Source organism: Variovorax sp. 10L421 (genome assembly GCF_056395365.1).
On sequence record NZ_JBFTJJ010000022.1, the window covers coordinates 55,995 to 77,308 of the forward strand.

Here is a 21,314-nt window from a genome sequence, read left to right on the forward strand (position 1 = left end):
AAACTTCCCTGAGCACCCGGGACACGAAGCGCTCCGGGCGCGGTCCTGCGCGGGACTTTGGGGCCGCCGGCCGAACGCGAAAGCGCTCGCCATCCAGTTCCTTACGCGAAGCCAAGGCGGGCACTCCCGAGCAATGACGCGCAAGGGATCGAAAGCGGCACGCGCCCAATGTCCCACCGATGCGACTTTGCGCACCGGCACGGCACCGGCACCAACCGGTGCCGTGCCGCGCCCACATTACGTGCAGACGGGCTTCGCGGGTGGCGGCGTGTCGCCCCTTTTATCTGGCCCTCCGTCTCCGCCCTCCGCATGCGCTCCCGGCTCCGACTTGCCGCCAGCCGCGCACGGGGTGCGCAACGCTGCCCGAAGGTCCGCGGTGGTGCAGCTCGCGCTGCACCCTGGCGGCGGGCCCTCTGCACGACGGAGTACAGCGCGGACGCACGTCCGGCTGCAGTTCGGCAGCGTGCTTGGTCGCAGGAAGCCGCGCAGTTCATGGCGCACTCCATGTCCACAAAGGCCGCGCGACCCCAAGCACGGCCGACGCAGAGATGGGCCCGAAATACCGGCTGTCGAACGACGCCGGATTCGTGTCACCGAGCAGGAACAACTCGTCTGCTGCGAGGGGACGACACTGCGACCAGGCTTGCAATGGGCGAAGCGCGCTGTCATGCGTTCGCAGGCTCGCCGCCACGGCACCGTCAATGCGCACGAGCTGATCGCAAACACACACCGATTGCGGCGTACGGGCGCCAATGCGCTTGAGGATCGGCACGCCGCTCGGCAGGTAGCCGCGCCGTGCCGCGAAGGCGGCCACGTCGGCCGGAAGCCGTGCCAGCACGATGCTGCCGACGTGCAGCGAGGCTGCACTGTCCAGGCCGTCGATGCGGTACCAACCGCGCGGCAAGCTGTCGCTCGGGTTGTAGACCACGAGCACGCGATCGCGTGTCGCCACCGGCATGGCGGCGGGCGCGCACAGCGCAGCCAGGCCGACGCCCATACAGGCGAAGAGCAGGCGCGGTGTCATCGCAGCGCCCCGCGCGCCAGATGCGCCGCATGCCGCTCGGCGGTGTAGGCCGGCAGCGGCTGGCGCGCAGCCAGCCGATTGCCGACCGTGCGCCAGTACGTGACGGCCACCGCGCACGGGTCGATGCCCAAGGCCTCGATGGCGTCGACCGCCGCGAGCACGGCCTTGACCTGGCTCTCGCCATCGGCGCGCAGCAGAATGCGCGCGCCCGGCTGTACACCGGCAACGCGCTGTGCGCCGTCGGGCGGCATGGGGGCCTGCAGCACCATCAGGTGCCAGAGCGCCGTGCCATAGTCGTTGCCGATCCACTTGACACGGCAGCAGACCGCACCCGACTCGAAGATCGCGACGCGCCGCCAGCGGTCGAGGATGGTCTCGCGCGCCGGCCGACCGAAGCGCAGCCAGACGTTGACGCGATGCTCGACGAAAGCCAGTGACACCCGCATGGGGATGGCCCCGCGCGTGGTCCCCGGGGACCACGCGGCTGGGGGCGAGGGCCGCGCAGAGAGCGGCGGTGGCTGCATCACGGTTCACCTCCGCCGTACTCTCGCTCCAGCAGCTCGCGCAGCATCTCGGCCGCGGTCATGCCGCGCTTGAACGCGACGACCTTGATGTGTCCACGCAGCGCGGGCGTCACGTCGATGGTCAGACGCGCGGTGTAGATCGATGCCTTGACTGCGGCCGCCGGTTCGTCGGCCCGTCGCACCCAGGCCGACGCCGGATCGGCAGCCGGCCTGCGGCCGATCGGCGCCCGCTTCGGCGATGCGGATGTCGCTCGCGACGTCATCGCAGCATCTCCCGCACGGCCTGCGCCAGCGCAGCGATCTCGCGCGCCGCGGCGCACGTCGGCGCCGCTTCGCAGGCGAGCCGCCCCGCGGCAACGCTGTCGGCGAACACGATGCGCTGAGAGATTTCGGCGCACAGGGCGGCGAACGGCTGATCGGCCAACGCCGCGCGCGCCTCGCGCCCAATGACCGTCCCCACCACGCGCCGGTTGATCACAAAGGCCGCGCGCAGTTGCGGCCGAAACACCCTCGCTTCGATCACGAGCTGCACCATCTCGTGGCTGGCCCATACGTCGTAGGCGCTGGGCTGCACCGGGATCAGCACCAGGTCGGCCGCCAGCAGCGCGGAGCGCGCGAGGGCCGCGACCCGGGGTGGGCCATCGATGACCACGTGGTCGGCCTCCAAGGCGATTTGCGGCGCCTCCTGGTGCAGCGAGTCCCTCGCGAGCCCAAAGACGCCGTAGAGCCGCTTCTGGCCGTTCTGGAGACGCCGCTGCGCCCAGTCCAAGGCCGACCCCTGCGGGTCGGCATCGAGCAGCGTGACGCGCTGGCCTTGCATCGCCAGCTCGCCGGCCAGATGCGTGGCGAGCGTTGTCTTGCCCGCGCCGCCCTTCTGGTTCAGCAGCGCGATCACCTTCCCGGGCCGCGGCTCACTTTCCCGCGAGTGGTTCTCGGCTGTCTGGCCCGCTTGGGCTGCTTCGATCGAAGCACTGCCTGTTGTTTGAGCAGCTTCGGCTCGCGCGCGCGTGACTTCCATTTATGTATCCCTTTAGATGTTTAGGGAGGCCCGAAACCGTTGCCGGGCGCGGCCTTCGGACCGATCGGTGCGGGTGATCCACCGATGTTTCTGCGGGTGATCCACCGAGCGTCGTGCGGGCGATCCACCGAGCCCATCCCCACGTCATCCACAGGTTCTTCAACAGAAACTGTGGATAAGTCGCTTTGAAACGGTTCACCCTGCATCGGCCGGAAAGCCAACGACTCCATGCCGCCACTGCGCTCGATGGACAGCCGGTAGCCCGGCAGCGCCTGGCGCCGCACCAGATGGCGCACCTGCAGCGCGAAGTCGGAATGGCGTTGCAGGCTTCCGGACTTCAGATGCAGGTGGCGCATTGCAAAGCGCCAGCCCCCGGGCTGCCGGCCGCCGTGCTTGCGCACCAGCCGGTATAGCCAACGCTCGATGCCGCCGGAAAGCCGGAAGTACGTGGGATCGAGCGTGAGCACCAAGGCCTCGTCCATCACGCCCGAGAAGAACCAGTCGGCCAGGATCAACTCGATGCCGTCGGCGCGTCCGTCGGGTCGGATGTACTCCTTCCATTCGTTGATCCAGGAGAAGCGGTGCACGCGCATCGCACCGTTCGGACGCTCCCGCTGGCGCAGCGTCGTGGCGACGGTGGTGGACTGCAGCCGGTCCAGCGCGGCGCGCAGCGCCAGGTAGTCGCTGCGGCCGGTGCCGCGCTGCGCAAAGCGCAGGATCTCGTAGGGCGTGGCGACCATCAGGCGCGAAGGCGCGATGCCTTCCTTCTTGGCCTGGACGATCTGGCTCGCGGCCCAGATCAACACGTCCGCATCCCAGATCGTGGCGATGCCGTGCTCGGGCACCCCTTCGACGGTGAGCGAGACACCGCCGGCTTCGAAGCGGATCGGCACGGTGCGCGGCGACTTGGCCAGCGAGAAGAACGGGTAGGCCATCAGGTCCTGCGCATCGCGCAGCGGCATGTCAGCGCCCGGCAGCGCGCGGAACAGCGGCAGCTGTTCGCGTTCGCTCGGACGCTTCGACATGGGTGATGCTCCCTGCCCTGCTTGCCGGTCAGCGGACGGAGTCGCGCTGCACGTAACCGGGATCGGAGGTCATCTCGTAGGCCCGACTGTTCGCCCAGGCCCGCAGATCCTCGACCGCGTAGACCACGCGCGCGCCGAACTTCCGAAAGCGCGGCCCCCCGCCGAGCACGCGATGCTTCTCCAGCGTGCGCGGGGACAGGCGCAGGAAGGCGCCGGCCTCATCGGTGGTCAGGAACTCGGGGTTGACCGGGGCGGTGGGCACCGCAGGGGCCGCGGCGCAGCCGTCGAAGCGCGGGCGGTAAACAGGGAACTGGCACTTGCCATGAGGGCCTCCATCGTTGTCGCGGGGCCGCGAACCATTCGCAGCCCAATGGAGGCAGTCTCGGGAGTAAGGGCCTTTTTGCGCAGGGAGATATTCAGCGCACCAGTTCGTCTCCGGGGGACTCGACTGCGGTGCGCGGTATGCCCGCGAGGGTCAGATAGCCACCGCCCATGTACCACTCAGCCCGCCGCAGCAGGTGCCGGACCTGAGCGCGCAGTTCGCCATCGGCGTGCCAGCCCATCACGGCCTCGAGACCGAATAGCGCTTGGGCAATCTCGCGGTGCGACGCGTCGGCTTGCGCGCCGTCGAGCGCCTGCAGGGCGCGAAGATGCAGCAGCGCGGCGCGGGTGACAGCCCGCGTGGAATCCTCGACCGGCGCATGGCCCTGAAGAACCTGCGCCTGCGCGTTGAACGCATCCAGCTGGCCGCGCAGGCCGGGACCGAGCGGGACGGTGCAAGCGTAGGCCGCGCCATCGCAGAGGTCGTCCGCCAGCGACATGCGCAGCCGCTGCGCGGACACCTCGGTCAGCAGCATCAGGCCAGTGCCATCGAGCGCGAGGCGTTTGCGGCCAGGCACGCGCCAAAGGTCGAAGGCCGGTCGGGTCGGCGCACCGTGCGCGCGCGAAGCGCGCACGTGCAGCAACTCGTCAGCCGCCGCGATCCAGTACGGTCGCGCTTCGCGCGCATCGAGACGGGGGTCTTCGGCGCTGTCGCAACCCCCACCGCTTGAGCGATGCGGCGCGACGTGCCCAGTCCGCTTGGTACTGCGGATGGCGGCGCAGGTACTCCCACGCAAGCGCAGGGCTGTCGAGATCGAGCGTGTAGAGGTAGGCCGCCGACGCGCGCCAGGTCGCGCTCGGCAGGCCTTCGGCCTTGCGGTCGGTCATGGCAGAACTCACTTCTTCTTGCTTGCGCGAAGACTGCCACAGGCATGGCCGGCATGGCTGGCTTTTGCAGCGATGCGCTGTCGCTCGAGCGGCGACGATCCCGTGCGCCCCACCCGCCATGGAAGTTCAAGCGTTGATCGATCCGTCGCGCTGCGCGTCGGCCGCGTAGCCGGACAACGGCTGCCGCGCCCTGAAATGCGGATCGGCGACGATGCGCAGGCCCTGGGGACCGCGCACACGCTCTAGCGCGGACAGGCTCACGTGTCCGAGTTCAGGAAAGCCTGTACCGGCATCGGTCAGCCCATAGGCGCGATCACCGTCGGCATCGAGTTCGGTGAGCAGCCAGCACGCTGCGGCGTCCAACGTGTACAGCTTGACGACGGGATAGGGGTCGATGGCTTGGCCACGGGCGCGCGCCGTACCGTTGGCTAGCATCTCGGCGCGCTGCTGCTCGGTGAGAAAAGTCATTGGGCCCTCAAAAAAATGACCGGGTGCTAGTGCCACAAGGACAGGTGTAGGAGGATTTCTGCACGCGGGTAGATCCCGAAAACAACGACATGAGTTAAAGATAACGTGGTTTAAATTGTGCTGAAACGAGACGCTTCTGTCCATGCAGAAGCGAGCCATTCAGCGAGGACGCCCTACCGGCGCGACGACCTTCGAGGTCGCGCCGGCGCTGGCGTTCGGCGCTGTGGTGCGCGCACTGAGAACCGAAGACGGCATCGCCCAGGAAACGCTGGCGCACCTCGCCGGCATCGAGCGCTCTCACATGGGCAAGATCGAGCGCGGCGAGCACATGCCGACGCTGGTTCTGGTGCTCAGGATCGCTCGGGCACTGGGCCGCAGCGCCGGCGAGCTGATGCTCGAGACAGAGGCCAGGTTGCCGAAGGAATGGCACCAGCCTCCCGCAGAAGGCTGACGCCCGCGGCGCTACGCCACGATGCGACCTGCCAGCCGCGCCTCGCGCGCGTAGCCGCTCAACCGCTTGTCAGCGACGAAATGAAGATCGCGCTCGATGGGCAACCCCCACCTCGCACGCAAACTCTCCAGCTCCGCCAGACTCACATAGCCCAGCTCGGGAAAACCTTGCCCGAGATCGCAGAGTCCAAACGCGATGTCTTCGGAATCGAGTTCGGTCAACAGCCACGTCGCGCCCGCATTGGGCGTGAACAGCTTGACCACCGGCCGCGGATCGAAGTGAGAGTTCTCGACCGATTCCCGGCCATTGGCCAGCAGCTGCGCGCGTTGTTCGTCGGTAATGAGCTTCGTCATGGTCTTTCTCCTTGGAAGGAATCGGGCGGAATTGCCCGAGACCGGAAGCCGCACGGCGCAGCGCAGCCGTCAGGGTTCGAGAGACGGCCGCCGGCCGCAAGCGCACGACGTGCGCGCAGACCTTGACGGCGAGAACGACGTGCAACGATGAAGGGAACAGCAAGCCAGCCCTCCCCTGTCGTGGCAAGCGAAGCGCGCAGGCCGGGAGCGCAGTGAAGGCCGCAGGCGTCAGGGATGGAAGCCAGAAGGGGCGAGACGCCACCGGCGGCTCGGTGCATCGCACGACAGCCCGGCCCGGCACCGCCGGGAGACGCACGAATGTCTTCGCCGCCAAACCGTGTGCACGCCGATTCGTAAAACCTGCGACGCGTCTCTGCACGAACCCACGGATCCGAAGAACCGCTTCCGCACATCCACTGCTGCTCGTGCATCCGTAGAACCGCAAAGTCGGAATGGCGACGATTCATAGATCAGCAAATCAGGAAGTACGGACTGACGCCAATCCGTACTTCCGCGATTCGGTACGGGCTCGCAGCAGTGAAACGGCCCGCGGCAAGCGCGGGCCGTTGGTGAAACTCAGAGGTGAAGCGCCCCGCCTGCAGGCGGGGCACGGGGCGGCGATCAGTCGCCCTTGCTGCGCGACCAGATCAGGTTGTGCGCGCCGTCGTCGCCTTCGACCAGGCGGGCATAGATGGTCGCCGGGAACGACGGATCGTCCAGCGTTACCGACAGGTAGGGCCGGTCCGCCTTGCTGACTTTCTTCCAGGCCGCGCCGATCTCGTAGCCGGTGCCCGCCACGATGCGGTAGTCCGGGGCGTTCTCGCTTTCCTTGTCGCTGGGCGCGATCTTGACCTTGACGTTGAGCGTCAGGGTGCGAACCGTGCCGGTGAAGCCGTTGTTCTGTGCGGTGAAGGTGCCGATGTTGGCCATGATGAAGTCCTTTCGAAGTTGACCAGGTCCGCGCCCATCGCGGCCTTGGCGTGATCCGGACGGTGCGGGTCCGGGCGCGTCGCACCGAAGGCCGCAACGCGAGTGGAGGACCGGAAGGCCCGACAAATTTGCCTCGCGAGGAAGACCGCAGGTCGGGGAAATTTGTCGGGCCGTACGGTTGCGGCGAGGAAGCCCGAGGCGAAGCGCAACGAAGAGAAGCGCCGCCGTGCCCGCGCCAGGATTCACGACAAATACAAGGCCGTGGGCGTGCACCTGATCCGAAAGGATGCATGGCCCAGGCACCGGTACCGCAGCAACGGCTCTCCGGCAGGCCCCGGACGCAGTCCAGGTCCATGCCGGCTGACCAGGAAAGCGCCGCCGGAACGTCCCACAGCGTCGAGGCGGCAGACGTGATCGGCATCAGCGGCATGGAAGAAAGTCAGATATCTACGGAAAGAGCCTGAACCGTGACGCGGGATGACCCGTCGTTCCCGGCCGTCAGCCCTGTTGTCCACCGCCGCGGGCCGCCTCAAGCGCATCGACCTTCGTGGCGATACGCGACTCGATGCTGGCCCGATGCGCCGCCACCAGCGTGACGGTCCCGTCGAGTACGAGCTCGTGGTCGTCATAGGCCTGGACACGGAATGTCGCACTGCGCTCGCCGAGACCCTCGACCCATCCCCGCAGTCGCAGCCGTGTCGTCGGTGGAATGGGGCCGAGATGCTCGATATGCACAGTGCGCCCTACGACCACCTCCATCATCGCGTCGATATGCATCTGCATTTCGCGGACGCAGATGGACTCGACCACCGCAACCAGGTACCCGGTCGCCAGACATTCGATCAACGTTTGCGCGTATTCGCGGCCATGCGGCAGTCTCGCGAACAAAGACCGTGCCGTCTGGTCATGCGACACCGCATAGGTTTCTTCAAAACAGATTTCGCTGACGCCTTGCTGGTTCATGAGAATGTGAGAGGTGACATCGCTGTGTTTTCAAGATCAGAGACAGATGCGTACGCCCCTGGACTGGAACTCTCACGATGCTCACGCGATGTGTCGGCGAAGCCAACCTAACGGGGCATGGCGGGGCGTACCACGGCGCAGGAAATTCCGATTGCTTGGGACACGCAACGCCGCCACGGCGCGTCCATCGTCCCCACCCTCATCGCAAACGAAAACGCGCGCGGCATACTTGCCGCGCGCGTTTTTTCTCGCGCATCCAAGGCCCCGGCCTCCGGCCGGGGCCTCATGCTTAGGCGACTGCCGCCAGCCCCTCGCGCTCTTCGGCCTCGGCAGCGGCTTCATCCGCTTCCAGCACCGCGTCGATTCCAGACGATATTGGCGTCTCAGGGCTCGGTTCTGCCTTGCCCCTGAACATCACCGGCAGCCACCCGGTCCCGGCCGCGAGCCTTTCGGCCTCGCTCGCAATCTCGGCCTTCTTGAGCTTGGACAGCCGGGTCACGTGATCGGGTGCGAAGGCCAGCACCGCCTCCAGCGCCTTCGCCTTGGAGACATGCGCGAAGTAGCCTTCGGCGGTCGGCGCCCACCAGTCATGCATGTCGAGGCTCACGGCCTCGGCCAACCCGGCGGCAGGCACCTCGTCCTCGCGGGATGCCAGCACGCTGACGGTGGAAGCCACGCACACCGCCAGCAACGACAGCAGCTCGCCTTGCGGCAGGGCCAGCAGTTCGGCAAAGAGAGCTTTGGGCTCTTTCGGCAAGCGGCCCGCCCATGCCTCGCGGACCTTGCCCATGCCCACCGCCGCAGGCGAGCCCCCCACATCCGGGGCATGCTGCGTCAGCCCATCCTGCGGGGTGGCGATGATGTCGACGGGAGAACCACCCGAACCGTAGCTGTCGAAGACCACGCGCAGCGCGAGCCGATGCACGACAGCCACCAATGCCACCTGCGGATGCCGGGCGACCTCGGCCTGCAAGGCGGCTGTGCGATGCGCGCTCAACCGCTTCGCCAGCTTCTCCGAGATACCGGACTTGACCGACTCATCAGCATCGCCGCCGTAACCATTGCGCTCCACGCCTGCCGCACCGGCCTTCTGCCGCTCTTGCGCCCGTAACGTCTTGGCCTGTTCCTCGCGCAGCAGCCCACGGTGCACCACCACGCCGCCCATGTGGTCCACGGACACCACGACACCCGCCATTTCCACCGCACTGGGCGGATAAACCGTCAGGGTCTGCTCGATGGCTTCCAGCTCGTTGCCGAGCCGGTTCAGCTCCTCCTGCAGAGCCTGCACGCCGTCCTCGCTCAGTTCCGCATCCTCGTCATCGAGACGGTCCTGTAGCTCGTTCTGTTTTCCTTCAAGCTTGGCAATGCGCTTGGCCTCGGCCCTGCTCGGGTCGCGGCGCGTGCGCCGTACCCGCTGGAACACGTGCAGCTCGGCAGCCGTGGCGCGCGGCGCGACCTCCACCCACCCCCAGCCCTCCAGCTGAACCTGCTCGACAACATCGGCGAGCTTGTGACGCGCGAGCGTGTCCAGCAATCCGGCATCGGTGAGATAGCCTCCCTGCTCTTCGTCCGAGAACAGGTCGCGCCGCACACCACCTCCTGCGGCCTCGTAGGTTTCCAGTCCGACGAAACGGGCCAGCGCATCGCGGCTGGCATCGATCTCTTCATGGGTCAGATGATCACGCAGCGCCTCGGGGCTGCGCTGCCATGCGGGGCTGTCGTAGAACGCGGCCTCCTGCGCCGCGTGGTCGTCGGTGATGGCGAGCGCCATCAACTGTTCGAGGGTCGCAGCGCCGGTCTGATAGTCCGCCAGCAGGCGCGGCGAGACGTTGGCGAGCCGCAGCCGGCGTCTGACCACCAACGGCATCACGCCGAAGTCCGCCGCGATGGCCTCCACCGAGCGGCCTTCGGCCACAAGGGCCTTCCATGCGAGCAGTTCTTCGACCGGTCCCATGGCCTCCCTCTGCACGTTCTCGGTGAGGCTCGCCGTGCGCGCCAGCGTGTCGGCCACCAGCATGCAAGGCACCGACCAATCCTCTGGGATGCGCCGCTTCTTGGCGAGCAGCTTCAGGGCCGCGAGGCGGCGCCCACCGGCGACGACCTCGAAGTCACCGTCATCGCCGCAAGGAATCACGGTGAGGTTTTGCAGAAGGCCCAGACGCCGGATGCTTGCAGCCAGCGCAGCAATCGACGTGCGCGCCTTGCGGCGCACGTTGCGCTTGGACGGGCGCGGGCGCAGCCGCGAAAGCGGCACCAACAGCATGTTCTGCGCAGGTACGGCTGCTTCAAGGGCGGAAACTTCTGACGCATCAACAGTATTCATGATCGAACTCCTGTCCCATGTCGGGACGTTGGAAAACAAAACTGGGAAAACAAAAACCGAAACTGGATTCAGGGTGTGGGTCTGTGCATAGGCGCTCTCCTTGGGTGTTGGGCTCCGCAGGGGCCGCGAAGCCCTTTCGCGGCCATACAGGCCGGCTGGGGCCGGCGCGGGTGCGCCGTCAAGGGAGAACAGCGAAGGCGCTGGCGCGGCCCGCAGGCGAAGCCGAGGACACGGGCGCCGCAGCGGCCCTTGACGGGGGGAGCGCACGCAGAGGCCAGGCAAGCCGCAGACAGCGGCGCGCAGGTGGCGGGTGCCGCCACCGGAGAAATGAAATCGAGGGAATCGGCCGGCACCGGCCGCCGGCCAGAAGCACGCGCGCAGCGCGCATGCGAGTGGAAAATACAAAAGGGGCCGAAGCCCCCTTTGCTACATCAACCCATGCTCGGCCATCGAGTAGATATCGCAGCCACCGATGATCAGGTGATCCAGCACCCGCACGTCCACGAGGGACAGGGCCGACTTGAGGGTCTGCGTGAGCGCTTCGTCAGCCAGCGACGGCTTTGCCGATCCCGAGGGATGGCCATGCACCAGCAGAAGCGCTGTACTGTTGCGCGCCAGTGCGTCCTTGACCACCTCACGTGGATACACCGAACTCTGTGCAACCGTGCCTCGGAACATCTCCACATAGTCCAGCACTCGGCACTGCACATCCAGATGCACAACAGCGAACACCTCGCACTCCAGCGCTCCATGCCGCAGACACAGGAGTCCCGCACCAGCTCAGGCGAAGACAGCGCGTCGCTGCCACGCACCCGCCTTGCCAGCAGCCGCTGCGCCGCAAGCAGCACCTCATCGGCCTTGGCCGGACGGTATTCGCCCGCGACATCGCGAACGAGAAGAGGAACAGAGGCGGAGAACTCGAAGGAAACGAGGGAGGAGAAGAGATCGTGCGACATAGTCGGCTCCGTGAATCGGGCGGGATTGCCCGAGACCGAAACCGGCACGCCGCAGCGCAGCTGTCAGGGTTCGAAGACGGCCGCCAGGACGCAAGCGCAATGCCATTGCGCGCAGACCTTGACGGCGAGAACGGCGTGCAACGATGAGAGGGACAGCAAGCCAACCCCATCCACCATCCTCCCTGCCTCTCGGCAAGCGCAGCGCGCAGGCCTGAAGGGCCGGAGATCGCAAGGATGGAGGCTGCGAGCGCGGACGCCACCGGCGGCTCGACTATCCTTCGCTCACCGCGCCTGCGGCGCCCTTCATCCTGGTGTGTTCATCGATGGACGCCAGACTGATCCACCTTTTCGTAGAGAGAAAGAGTCCGTTCCATGTTCCGCACCCTGCTCAAGTCCAAGATCCATCGCGTGGCCGTCACCGACTGCGAACTGCACTACGAAGGCTCCTGCGCCATCGACGAAGACCTGCTGGATGCCGCCAACCTGGCCGAGAACGAGCAGGTCCACATCTGGAACATCAACAACGGCGAGCGCTTCGTCACCTATGCGATCCGCGGCGAGCGGGGCACCGGCATCATCTCGGTCAACGGCTCGGCCGCGCGCCGGGCCTCTGTGGGCGACTTGATCATCATCGCGGCCTTCGGCCTGGTGCCCGAAGACCAAGTGGCGGGCTACAAGCCCAAGCTGGTGTTCGTGGACAGCGCCAACCGCATCAAGGAAGAACGCGCCCACATTCCCGTGCAGGCCACTGCTAACAAGCCTGTAACGGTTTAAGGCGGGCCCACTGCGCACGACCTGCGCAGTGGATCAGAGGTTCGCTAGAGTTCCCACACCTGATCGAGGATCTGATCTTGGCCCTCGCCGGCAGCCTCCCCCCGCTTGTTTTGCCGTGAACGCTTTTCGGGCTGTCGCTGGACGGTTTCGCGTGCGTTTGCGAAGCCCTAAGGAAAACGAGATAATGCCGCTTCGCCTTTGGCAAAGGCACGCCGCCCGCAGCAGCGAAGCTCCGAGAGTATTGCCCTTCGATTCATCAAACTCCTGACATGCCTTTTCTCAAGGTCCATGTGGAGACGGTAGCGGGTGACGTTTCGATGTGGACCGTGGAGAACTGTCATGTTCATGAATTCCCCTGTCCCCTCATCGATTGGCGGCATCAAGAGCCTCGCCCGACAGATCAAGCACGCGACCGGCGCCTCTCACGCTGCGGCCCTCGACAGCGCGGCCCAGACTGCCCGTTTCCAGAACTATGCCCACGCCCAGCGAATGTTGGCAGTTCATGTCGCCGCAACACCGTTGGCGGATGCGCGGTCGGACTTGTATCCGCTTTTTCTTACGTTCTACTGGAAGGACAAGGAGAGCGGCGAGCGAGGCCGAGAGACCCTCACGATTCAGCTCTCGGCTGCCTGGACATCGCTGATCACGGCTCAACAGTTGGCCCACAACCGCTCACTGTACGACCTACAGCCCATGGCCTCCGACCATCTGGAAGGCAAGCACTACTGCAGCGGGCAAATGGAAGCTCGTGAACACGCATGCGCTGCAGCCCGGGTTTTCCAGTTCATGGATGCCACCCGACTGCGGCCTTCCGCCAGTTACAGCCGCGTCTATCCCAGCGGCAATTCGCGCAACTGCATCCCGCATTCCGATCATCCCAGCGTATGGTTCGATCCCGCGACACGACGCTACCTGTTCGTGGACGAGCCGTATAAGCGGGCCATCGGCGAGCGCGAGGAGCAAGAGCGAGAAAGATGGGCCATCAGCCATCTGCAGGTCATCGCCAAGGCCACTTGGCGAGGCATGTACAACCCTCTCCAGCAGAGTGGATCGCAGATCTACTTCATCAGTCACGCCTTCAGTGGCGTGCCCGTGAAACCTTTAGTCGCAGCAGTCGACGGAATCCCCCTGTGCACGGCAGATCATTGGGCGGGGGAATCTGCAACTGCGACGCCGCGCTTCAACAGTCCTCTGGCGGGGCAGCCAATCCCCAAGGCCAAGCCAGTACCGCGCGCTCGGATGCAGCACGACGATCCCGCGAGACCTCCGCTCACGTTTCACAGAGAAGCGGGGCTATTGCTCAACAAGCTGATCAGCCTTTGTCGCCGGCGGGCCGGGATCAAGACGCATCTCGAATCCGTGCGCGATGTGCTGCGCGAATTCCTTATGAGGACCTCGGCCGAGGAAGACGTGTCCGATGCTGAGGTATTGGCTATCTACGAGATCAGCAACACTTCGGTAAAACCGATCCTCCGTCCTGATTGGCCCCAGCGGAGCGCTTTGGAAGAGGACATGCGCAAGCTTCGCGGGCTGCTTCTGCAGGAGTTCGCCTTCAAGGCTTACGGAGGCGCGCTCGCGAGGCACCTGGGCGCTGCAGAGCGCTCGCTTGGCGTCTGGCACTAGCCGTCAAAGGAGCGTTGATGGTGGGGGCGCTGCACTCAGGGTTGAAGGATGCCTTCCTTTTTGGAAGGCTCAGAGCTGGTCGTCCAATGCCTGCCGCAGGGCGGCCCACTTCGCTGCAGCAGAAATGTTCGTGACCATCGAGAACAAGCTTGATGACTGCAGGAACCGCCATGGCTTCGGCAGCACCTACTTCGCTCACCTTGGCCTCATCAGCCGTGCTTGGCGTGCCAGCGGCGCCTGCTTGCGCATGCTGACCGTCATCCGATCAGGAGGCAGCTAGTGATTCCAAAAGAGCACCGTTGGGACTTGACGGACCATCCCGGCCTTCACATCCTGAGGCCGTTCATCACGAGGTACCTGAAGAAGGGACTCGCCGAGATCGGATCCGAGAACAAGACGCTTCCTGCGTCGGCCGCGGAGATATACGCCGCGGGAGTCTGCGAGAGGGTTTCGGAGCTGGACAATGCGCTGGCTGTTTGATTCCGCCAATCTCTGACCCTAGATTTGGAGATCGGCGGAATCCAACATCCTTGAGCGTCAGCGCTCGAGGAAATCGAGGGTAAGCAGTACGTTCGATGCCCCCCAATAGCGCAAAACTCCCACAAGGCAGGGTCGATCTGAAGTAAGAATCCTAGCCCGCACAGCGCCCAGCAGCTACACCACCAAGTAAGGCTAGCGCGCGGATGATGGCCGGGAATTCAGGGCTCTGCGAACCTCCATCGATTCGTTCCGACGGCATTCGCAATATCGTCATCGTGCGTCACTAACATCAGCGCGGCACCGCGCTCCTCCAGAACATTGAGCAGGACAGTCATCGCTTCCTGTTGGGACACCGGATCCAATCGCGACGTTGGCTCGTCGGCAAAGACCAGCGCTGGCCGCACGGTGAGAACGCGCGCGAGCGCGACGCGTTGCAACTCGCCACCGGAGACTTCTGCTGGCCGGCGTGCCAGCAGGTCGGCGGGCACGCCCAGCCGTTCGAGCTGCTGCAGCACGGTCGACCACGCACAACGATGACGTGCAGCAACATCGCGCAGTGAATTTTCCAGGCTGATGCGGGGAGCGAACGAGCCGACCGGGTCTTGGTAGAGCTTCTGAAAAGCGGTCGAAGCCAGGCCTTCGGCACGACGCACGACGCCCCGATCGGCCGGCAGCAGGCCCAGCAGGACGTTACCCAGCGTGCTCTTGCCGGTCCCGCTGGGCCCCTGCACCACGAAACGCTCGCCGGCGTGAATCTGCAGGTCGAGGCTGTCGAACAACGATCTGCCACCGAAGCCTTTCGACAGGTCTTGCGCACTCAGCACTGGTGCCCCCGCGACCGCTGCAATGCGCCTGGGCCAATGCGCAGGATCGGCCTCGACCAACCGCCGCGTGAATGCATGCTGCGGACTCGCCAGAATGGTGGCTGAGTCACCTTGTTCCACCACTTCGCCAGCGCGCAGAACAATCAGTTGCCCACCGAGAGCCTGCGCAACGCGCAGATCGTGCGTGATGACCACCACGCAGCCACCGGCACGCTGCACCGCCTGAAGCATCGCAACGGTGTGATCGCGCCAATGCCCATCAAGGCCCTTGGTGGGTTCGTCGGCCAGCAGGATGCGCGCGCCGCCCGCGCTGGCGACCGTTGCGGCAGCACGCTGCGCCATGCCGCCGGAGAGCTGCCACGGATACTGCCGCGCGGAGGCAGCCAATCCCGCCGTCCTCAGGTCGCTCACGGCGGCAGCCCCTGCCGCTTCGAAGGCCGCGCCGCGAACCAGCTCGTGCGTTTCGGCCAACTGAGGCGCGATGCGCATCAGCGGATCCAGCGCCATCGCGGGCTCCTGGGGCAGCAACGCGAGCGTGCGGCCCCAATGCGGGCGACGCACGCGGGCGTCCTCGGCACGGCTTTCGATGCCGTCCAATGTGACCGAACCACCAGCGCGTAATGCAGCCGGAAGGTTACCCATCACGGCCTGCGCCAGCAGCGATTTTCCAGCACCACTTTCGCCGAGCAGCGTCAGCACTTCGCCTGCGCGAAGTTTGAAAGACACATTGCGCAGCAGCGGCCTGGCCCCAACGTGCACGCAGAGGTTCTCGACAGCCAGCAGAACAGAAGCGGTCATGCCGTTTCCCCCTCTGCGGCCAGCAGCATCATGCCGAGCACCAGGAACATCAGGAGCGCCACCGGCGCTGCGATGAGCCACGGCGCTTCTTCGTAGTGGGGAAGAAACTCGATCATCATCAATCCCAGTTCGGGTGTAGGCGGCTGCAGTCCGACGCCGATAAAGCCCAGCGCGGCAAGCGCGAGCACGGCCTGCGCCGCACTGAAGGCCAGCAATGTCCCCAGCACCGGAGCGAGTGCGGGCAGCAGGTGCCTGCGCAGGACGTAGCCCGACCCGAAGCCCAGCAGGCGCGAAGCCTGCACCGCATCACCCGCGAGCACCGGCCGGCTCGCCGCGCGGGCAACGCGGAAGTATTCGACCCACAGCGAGAGCGACAGACCGATGTAGAGCGCCCAGTACCGCCCTGGCGCCAGCGCCGCGAACAGCAGCACCAGCAGCAGGCCCGGCACCGAGAGCACTGCGTCGGCCAGCATGACCAGCGCACGTTCGATGCGCCCGCCGCGCCAGCTGGCGACAACGCCCAGCAGCACGCCGGGAATGGCTGCGGTCACAGCGGCGAGCAATGCGAGGCCGAGTGAGAGCTGCGCCGCGTGTGCCAGCCGCGCGAGCACGCTACGGCCCAGCACGTCGGTGCCGAGCCAGTGAGCCGCGCCCGGCGGCAGCAGCGTGTCGGCAAGTGTCTGGCGTGCCGGGTCAATGCCGATCACAGCCGGCCCGAACAGCGAAAACACCGCGACCAGCGCGAGGATGGAGAGACCCGTGCGACGGCGCCCTACCTCGCGCCGCGACTCTCGGCCGGTGAGTGCCGGGATGTCGAGCAGACTGCCATTCATGCGGTCACCCCCATGCGTCGGCGCGGGTCGAGCGCGAGGCAAGCCGCATCCACCAGCAGGTTGAACACCACGAACAACAGGCCCATGCACAGCGCGGCCCCCTGGATCATCGGCACGTCGCGACCGAACACCGCATGCACCAGCGCATGTCCGATCCCAGGCCAGGCGAACAAGGTTTCGACCACGACCGCTCCCTCCACAAGAAACACCGCATGTACGCCGAGATAGGCAACCACCGGCGTCGCTGCTTGGCGCAAACCATGGCGCACCAACGCTTGCCGGTCCGACAACCCCTTGGTGCGCGCGAATTCGAAGGACGGCGAAGCTACCGCTTCGCGCATGGAGGCCCGGGTCACGCGCGCCAGGCCTGCGGCCAGGCCCAGCCCCAGCGTGAGTGCCGGCAACAGCAGGCTGCCCGCATGGTCGTCGCCCGCAACAGGCAAAGCGCCGAGTTGCACCGCAACCAGCACCATCAGCAGCACCGCGAGCAGGAACGGCGGCATGGCACGAAGCACCACGGCGAGCACCAGCGTGAGCCGGTCGATCCAGCCACCCGCATGCAGGCCCGACCAGATCCCCAGCGGCAAGCCGACGATGGCTGCCACGAACACGGAAGCGACCGCCAGATCGATGGTGGCGCCCAGCTGGTGCGTCACTTCGCCCCACACCGAATTGCCAGTGACCAATGAAGTGCCCAGATCGAGTCGCGCGATTTCTCCCCACCATTGCAGCAGTGCGAGCCACACGGGCCGGTCGAGTCCGAGCTCGATTCGCACGGCATCGGCCGCCGCGTTGTTCACAAGGTCGTAGCCATATCGTCCCGCGGCAATGCGGGTAGCCATGTCGCCCGGCAGAGAGCGGGCCATGAAGAAACACACCGTGCCCACCAGCAGACCCAACGCGACGATCTGGATGCCGCGGCGCAGCAGGATGCCGCTCCAGGCCGTGTGGGTCCTGTGCACTCCGGCATTCATGGTCCTGCTCATGCGTTCCACCTCATCGCGGTAAGCCGGTAGGACCGTTCCAGCGGATCGAGGCTCACACCGGCGACACGCTGGCTGACCGCCACCTGTTGGCGGTACCAGGCGATCGGGATCACCGGCAATTCGGCCTGAAGCACTGCCGCGACCTGCGCGCGCAACCTGGCCGTGCGCTCGGCCGACGATGGGCCGAGCGAAAGCTCGGAAAGTGCCTTGACCAGCGCATCGCTGGTCCAGCCCATCGCGCCCCAGTCGCCCCCCGAGGCCCCGAAATCCTGCATCAGCGTGCCCGTGGGGTCGGGCACCGTGGCGTAGTTGCGCGCGGCCAGGCCCAGTTGCAGGCTGCCGTCGCGGTGGCCCAGCGGAATGTCGCCCGAATTGCCGACGCCGACCTGCACCGCGATGCCAGCCTGTCGCCACTGCTCCTGCAGCGCGGAGGCGATGACGGGCAACTCCGGCCGATCGGGAAAGGTCCGCAGCGACAGGCGTAATGGCTGGCCCGAAGCGTCGCGCAAGCCGTCGGCCGCCCGTCGCCAGCCGGCCTCGGCCAGAAGCCTCGCCGCAGCGGCGGGGTCGTGGGTCAATGGCGCCAGCGCGGGGTCGTGCCAGGCCTTGAGCGTCGGAGGAAAGAGTTGCGTTGCCGCCAGCTCGGGGTCACGCAGCAAGGCCTTCGCAATGCCGGCCCGATCGATGCACAGGCTGAGCGCCTGCCGCACGCGCAGGTCTTTCAAGGCCGGCAGACCTGCATTGACTTTGAGGATCACGGTGCGTGGCAACGTCACCGTATCGACGCGAACCTGGCCGCGCTTGCGCAGTCGCACGAGGCTTGCCGGGTCGAGCCCGTAGGCCAGATCGGCCTGTCCGCCCTCGGCCATCAGCGCACGGGTTTCGGCGCGGCCGGCCGCCAGGTAACGCACGCGCTCGACGGCAGGCCTGGCGCCGTCGTAGCCGTCGAACGCAGCCGCCTCCACATGCTGGGGCGGTGCGAGCGACACCACGCGGTAGGGGCCGCTGCCAACGATGGTCCGCACCCTGCCGTCGGGACCGTAGCTCGCCGGGGCGAGCACCATCGTGCTGCTGTGCGCCAGCAGCGCTGGCAATCCGCCGTAGGGCGACGCCAGCCTGATCAAGACGACACCTGCACCCTCGGCGTCCAGCGACTTGATCGGCGCCAGACTGAGCAGCGCCGGGGCCACGCGTGCGGCCTGCAGGCAGCGCACGACTGCGGCGGCTGTCACTGGCGTGCCGTCGTGAAAGCGCGCTGTCGCACGCAGCGTGAAACGCCATGCCAACCCATCGGCCGACACTCCCCAGCGTTCAGCCAAGCCAGGCAACGGGGTGCCGTCCTCGCGCGCCTCCATCAGCGTTTCAGCAATCTGCATGCGCGTGAAGATGTAGCCACTGTTGGCCGGGGCGAGGCCCCCTAATTCCCAGGGGCCGACGATCTGCAGCGGCGAGAGCGCCGGCTGCGCCAGCAGGCCCGCCGATGCGGCAACGGCCGGGCCGACCGCACAAAGTTGGAGCGCACGGCGGCGCGTCAGATGGATTGGCAATGTCATCTCAGAACTTGGCCTGTAGACCGAGGGTGAAGGTGCGCGACGTACCTGGTGTGACCCAGACGCGGCTGTATGAACTCGTGTAGTAGGTCTTGTCGAAAAGATTGTCGACGTCGAGCGTCACACGCAGTGTGGGGTTGAGGCGCCAGTACGCAACCAGCTTGGCGGTGGTGTAGGCCGGCAGGTCGAACGCGGGAGTTCCCGCGTTCGCCTCAGCCTGCGTGCGGGCCTGGCCCAGGCGCTTGCCCATGTGGGTGAAGCCGCCGCCGATGCCGTAGCGCTGGCCGTTGGAAAAGCCGTCCTCGTAGACCGCGAGCACGCTGCCGTTGACCCGGGGCACGTTGAGCAGCCGGCCGCCGACCTCCAGGGTGTTGTCCTTCGTGATTTCCACGTCGTTGAGCACCAGACTGGCATTGACGCGCCAGTTCTTCGTGACCTGGCCCAAGAAGTCGAACTCCAGGCCCCGGCTGCGGATTTCGCCCGCCGCCACCGAATAGCCGGTGTTGACGGGGTCGGAGGTCAGCACGTTGCGCTTGCGGATGTCGAAGAGCGCGGCGGTGGCGCCCATGCGCTGGTCCGTGCTCTCCCACTTGGTGCCGAGTTCCAGCGCGCGGCCCGTCTCGGGCGCAAAGCCGTTCGAGGCGAAGTCGGAACCCGTGTTGGGCCTGAACGAGCGGCCCGCATTGGCGTAGAAAGTCCACTGCGGTGTCGGCAGCCAGCTCACACCGATGCGCGGTGAGGTCGACGAGGGCTCCTGGATGGCCGTGATGCTGTTTCTGCGATTCAGCAGCGACTGGCGATAGTTGTCGGCGCGCACGCCCGCAACGAGCCGCCATTCAGGCGAGAGCTTGATCGCGTCCTGGACGTAGAACGCGTTATTGTTCTGGCGTTCCAGCGTGTCGGTGTTGGCCGTGGGTACCGGCTGAAGCTGGCCGTAGACCGGGTTGTAGATGTTGATCGCATACGGCCTGGCGGTCGTCGGATTCGCCCGCAGCATCAGGGAATCCATGCTGAAGCGGAAGCTCTCCACGCCGAACAGGAGTTCGTGTTCGATGGCGCCGGTCTTCACATTGCCCTGCAGTTCGGCCTGCAGCGCAATGTCGTGCGAGCTGTAGTCGCGGTAGCGCCGCTGCCGCGTGAGGTTGCCGTTGGCCAGCAGTGCAGTCGGCTCGGTGGAAAAACCGTCCAGCGAAGTCTCGCGGTACGACAGGCCTACCCGGCTGCGCCACGTGGAATTCCATTCATGGGACAGGATGAACTGGTGCGTCTGGTTCTTGACTGTCACGTCGCCGTCGGCCGGCTCGCCGAGGAAGCGGTTGCGCGCAATGGCGCCAAGCCGGTTGTCGACCGCCACCACACCGCGGTCCAGCGGGGTGGCATGGCGCAGGTACTCACCCGCGTACTCCAGCACCGTGTCGCGTCCGAGCTTCCAGGTGAAGGCCGGGGCAATGACCTCTCGTTTGGCGCCCACGAAGTCGCGGAAGCTGTTGCGGTCTTCCACCGCCACGTTGAGCCGGTAGGCGAAGTTCTCGCCGATCGGGCCGGTGCTGTCGAAAGCGCCTCGCTTGAGGCCCTGGCTTCCCCCATAGGCCTCGACCGAGTTCGCCGCCGTCCACAATGGGCGTTTGGAGACGATGTTCAGCGTGCCACCGGGTTCACTGCTGCCGTAAAGCGCAGCCGCGCTGCCTTTGAGGAACTCGATGCGCTCCACTCCCGCCAGATCGCGCGGCGCGTTGAACCCCCGGTTCGAGGAAAAGCCGTTGAGCAGCGTCGCCATCCCGGTGTTCTCGTTGCCGGGCAGTCCGCGGATCGCGATGTTGTCCCAGAGGCCGCCGAAGTTGTTCTGCCGCGAGACGCCGCCGACATAGTCGAGCACGTCATCGAGCTTGGTGGCCCCCAGGTCGTCGATGGCCTGGCGCGTGACGATGCGCACCGATTGCGGCAGTTCGCGCAGCGGCAGGTCCGTCTTGGCGCCGGCGGCTTCTTCGGCTTGGTACGTGCCCGACTCGCCGCGGCCGACCACTTCGATGGGTTTCAGCTGGCCCTGGACAGGGCTATCGGAAGACTGGGCGATGGCCGGTCCGGCAAACAGCGCCGAGACGGCCAGCGCGAGAGGGAGGCGGCGAAACAGGGGAACGCGTTTGTGCGCGCGTTCGGAAGGGATAGCAATCATGAATGGCACTCGACGAGACAATGCCGCCG

At 66.2% G+C, this 21,314-nt stretch carries 23 protein-coding genes and 1 pseudogene; 5 read left to right on the forward strand and 19 right to left on the reverse strand.

The features are described 5' to 3' along the window. Nucleotides 1-490: 490 nt before the first annotated feature. From AC1DFC_RS23245 to AC1DFC_RS23285, 9 genes and pseudogenes are all read right to left on the reverse strand, one after another. Nucleotides 491-1,024, reverse strand: a complete 534-nt coding sequence (locus AC1DFC_RS23245; RefSeq protein WP_012747214.1) for a S26 family signal peptidase — start codon at nucleotides 1,022-1,024, stop codon at nucleotides 491-493. Beyond that, nucleotides 1,021-1,548, reverse strand: coding sequence for a DUF2840 domain-containing protein (locus AC1DFC_RS23250; protein ID WP_012747213.1), 528 nt, complete (start codon nucleotides 1,546-1,548; stop codon nucleotides 1,021-1,023). Before AC1DFC_RS23250 ends, AC1DFC_RS23245 begins: the two co-directional genes overlap by 4 nt. After that, on the reverse strand, nucleotides 1,548-1,811 hold the full coding sequence (locus AC1DFC_RS23255) for a hypothetical protein (RefSeq protein WP_012747212.1): 264 nt from the start codon (nucleotides 1,809-1,811) through the stop codon (nucleotides 1,548-1,550). Before AC1DFC_RS23255 ends, AC1DFC_RS23250 begins: the two co-directional genes overlap by 1 nt. Continuing rightward, complete coding sequence (gene parA / locus AC1DFC_RS23260) at nucleotides 1,808-2,566, reverse strand: ParA family partition ATPase (protein ID WP_012747211.1); 759 nt, start codon at nucleotides 2,564-2,566, stop codon at nucleotides 1,808-1,810. Before parA ends, AC1DFC_RS23255 begins: the two co-directional genes overlap by 4 nt. Nucleotides 2,567-2,769: 203 nt before the next feature. After that, nucleotides 2,770-3,591: pseudogene (locus tag AC1DFC_RS23265) on the reverse strand (replication initiator protein A); the annotation flags it as partial. A gap of 28 nt (nucleotides 3,592-3,619) precedes the next feature. Further along, nucleotides 3,620-3,853, reverse strand: coding sequence for a helix-turn-helix domain-containing protein (locus tag AC1DFC_RS23270; RefSeq protein WP_012747209.1), 234 nt, complete (start codon nucleotides 3,851-3,853; stop codon nucleotides 3,620-3,622). A gap of 154 nt (nucleotides 3,854-4,007) precedes the next feature. Continuing rightward, complete coding sequence (locus AC1DFC_RS23275) at nucleotides 4,008-4,547, reverse strand: DNA -binding domain-containing protein (RefSeq protein ID WP_208856299.1); 540 nt, start codon at nucleotides 4,545-4,547, stop codon at nucleotides 4,008-4,010. A 13-nt stretch (nucleotides 4,548-4,560) separates the two neighbouring features. Continuing rightward, a complete protein-coding gene (locus AC1DFC_RS23280) occupies nucleotides 4,561-4,800 on the reverse strand; it encodes a transcriptional regulator domain-containing protein (protein WP_208856298.1) in 240 nt (79 codons plus the stop codon). A gap of 126 nt (nucleotides 4,801-4,926) precedes the next feature. Further along, nucleotides 4,927-5,268, reverse strand: a complete 342-nt coding sequence (locus AC1DFC_RS23285; protein WP_012747208.1) for a DUF2958 domain-containing protein — start codon at nucleotides 5,266-5,268, stop codon at nucleotides 4,927-4,929. Nucleotides 5,269-5,410: 142 nt separating this feature from the next. On the opposite strand from AC1DFC_RS23285, the gene AC1DFC_RS23290 reads away from it, so the two are divergent. After that, nucleotides 5,411-5,719 carry a helix-turn-helix domain-containing protein gene (locus AC1DFC_RS23290; RefSeq protein WP_012747207.1) on the forward strand — a complete coding sequence of 103 codons (309 nt, stop codon included), beginning with the start codon at nucleotides 5,411-5,413 and terminating at the stop codon, nucleotides 5,717-5,719. An 11-nt stretch (nucleotides 5,720-5,730) separates the two neighbouring features. Here the strand turns inward: AC1DFC_RS23290 and AC1DFC_RS23295 are convergent, their stop codons facing one another. The 5 genes from AC1DFC_RS23295 to AC1DFC_RS23315 form a co-directional block, all read right to left on the reverse strand. Continuing rightward, the gene (locus AC1DFC_RS23295) at nucleotides 5,731-6,072 is read right to left on the reverse strand and encodes a DUF2958 domain-containing protein (RefSeq protein WP_012747206.1); all 342 of its coding nucleotides are present in this window, start codon (nucleotides 6,070-6,072) and stop codon (nucleotides 5,731-5,733) included. A 621-nt stretch (nucleotides 6,073-6,693) separates the two neighbouring features. Beyond that, complete coding sequence (locus tag AC1DFC_RS23300) at nucleotides 6,694-7,002, reverse strand: DUF736 domain-containing protein (protein WP_012747205.1); 309 nt, start codon at nucleotides 7,000-7,002, stop codon at nucleotides 6,694-6,696. A 498-nt stretch (nucleotides 7,003-7,500) separates the two neighbouring features. Further along, a complete protein-coding gene (locus AC1DFC_RS23305; RefSeq protein ID WP_012747204.1) occupies nucleotides 7,501-7,965 on the reverse strand; it encodes a thioesterase, FlK family in 465 nt (154 codons plus the stop codon). A 289-nt stretch (nucleotides 7,966-8,254) separates the two neighbouring features. Continuing rightward, nucleotides 8,255-10,288 (reverse strand): ParB/RepB/Spo0J family partition protein, encoded by a 2,034-nt coding sequence (locus AC1DFC_RS23310; protein WP_012747203.1) that lies wholly within the window; start codon nucleotides 10,286-10,288, stop codon nucleotides 8,255-8,257. Nucleotides 10,289-10,714: 426 nt separating this feature from the next. Beyond that, nucleotides 10,715-11,020: a JAB domain-containing protein gene (locus tag AC1DFC_RS23315; RefSeq protein ID WP_478079934.1), complete on the reverse strand. Its 306-nt coding sequence runs from the start codon at nucleotides 11,018-11,020 to the stop codon at nucleotides 10,715-10,717. A gap of 596 nt (nucleotides 11,021-11,616) precedes the next feature. On the opposite strand from AC1DFC_RS23315, the gene panD reads away from it, so the two are divergent. The 4 genes from panD to AC1DFC_RS23335 all read left to right on the forward strand — a co-directional run bounded on the left by panD (nucleotide 11,617) and on the right by AC1DFC_RS23335 (nucleotide 14,121). Continuing rightward, nucleotides 11,617-12,018, forward strand: coding sequence for an aspartate 1-decarboxylase (gene panD, locus AC1DFC_RS23320; RefSeq protein WP_012747202.1), 402 nt, complete (start codon nucleotides 11,617-11,619; stop codon nucleotides 12,016-12,018). A gap of 339 nt (nucleotides 12,019-12,357) precedes the next feature. Then, a complete protein-coding gene (locus AC1DFC_RS23325; RefSeq protein WP_012747201.1) occupies nucleotides 12,358-13,641 on the forward strand; it encodes a hypothetical protein in 1,284 nt (427 codons plus the stop codon). 130 nt (nucleotides 13,642-13,771) lie between these two features. After that, on the forward strand, nucleotides 13,772-13,921 hold the full coding sequence (locus AC1DFC_RS23330; protein ID WP_208856296.1) for a hypothetical protein: 150 nt from the start codon (nucleotides 13,772-13,774) through the stop codon (nucleotides 13,919-13,921). Nucleotides 13,922-13,947: 26 nt separating this feature from the next. Continuing rightward, nucleotides 13,948-14,121 (forward strand): hypothetical protein, encoded by a 174-nt coding sequence (locus AC1DFC_RS23335; RefSeq protein ID WP_167313222.1) that lies wholly within the window; start codon nucleotides 13,948-13,950, stop codon nucleotides 14,119-14,121. A gap of 218 nt (nucleotides 14,122-14,339) precedes the next feature. Here AC1DFC_RS23335 and AC1DFC_RS23340 read toward each other — a convergent pair whose 3' ends face one another. From AC1DFC_RS23340 to AC1DFC_RS23360, 5 genes are read right to left on the reverse strand one after another with little or no spacing between them, the layout of a single operon-like run. Next, a complete protein-coding gene (locus AC1DFC_RS23340; RefSeq protein WP_012747199.1) occupies nucleotides 14,340-15,743 on the reverse strand; it encodes an ATP-binding cassette domain-containing protein in 1,404 nt (467 codons plus the stop codon). Continuing rightward, nucleotides 15,740-16,576 (reverse strand): ABC transporter permease, encoded by an 837-nt coding sequence (locus tag AC1DFC_RS23345; protein WP_012747198.1) that lies wholly within the window; start codon nucleotides 16,574-16,576, stop codon nucleotides 15,740-15,742. Before AC1DFC_RS23345 ends, AC1DFC_RS23340 begins: the two co-directional genes overlap by 4 nt. Further along, nucleotides 16,573-17,550 (reverse strand): ABC transporter permease, encoded by a 978-nt coding sequence (locus AC1DFC_RS23350; protein WP_478180064.1) that lies wholly within the window; start codon nucleotides 17,548-17,550, stop codon nucleotides 16,573-16,575. The genes AC1DFC_RS23345 and AC1DFC_RS23350 overlap by 4 nt, the downstream gene beginning before the upstream one ends. Before the next feature lie 8 nt (nucleotides 17,551-17,558). Then, nucleotides 17,559-19,115, reverse strand: a complete 1,557-nt coding sequence (locus tag AC1DFC_RS23355) for an ABC transporter substrate-binding protein (protein ID WP_012747196.1) — start codon at nucleotides 19,113-19,115, stop codon at nucleotides 17,559-17,561. Nucleotide 19,116: 1 nt separating this feature from the next. Next, nucleotides 19,117-21,285 (reverse strand): TonB-dependent siderophore receptor, encoded by a 2,169-nt coding sequence (locus tag AC1DFC_RS23360; RefSeq protein WP_012747195.1) that lies wholly within the window; start codon nucleotides 21,283-21,285, stop codon nucleotides 19,117-19,119. Between the last annotated feature and the right edge of the window lie 29 nt (nucleotides 21,286-21,314).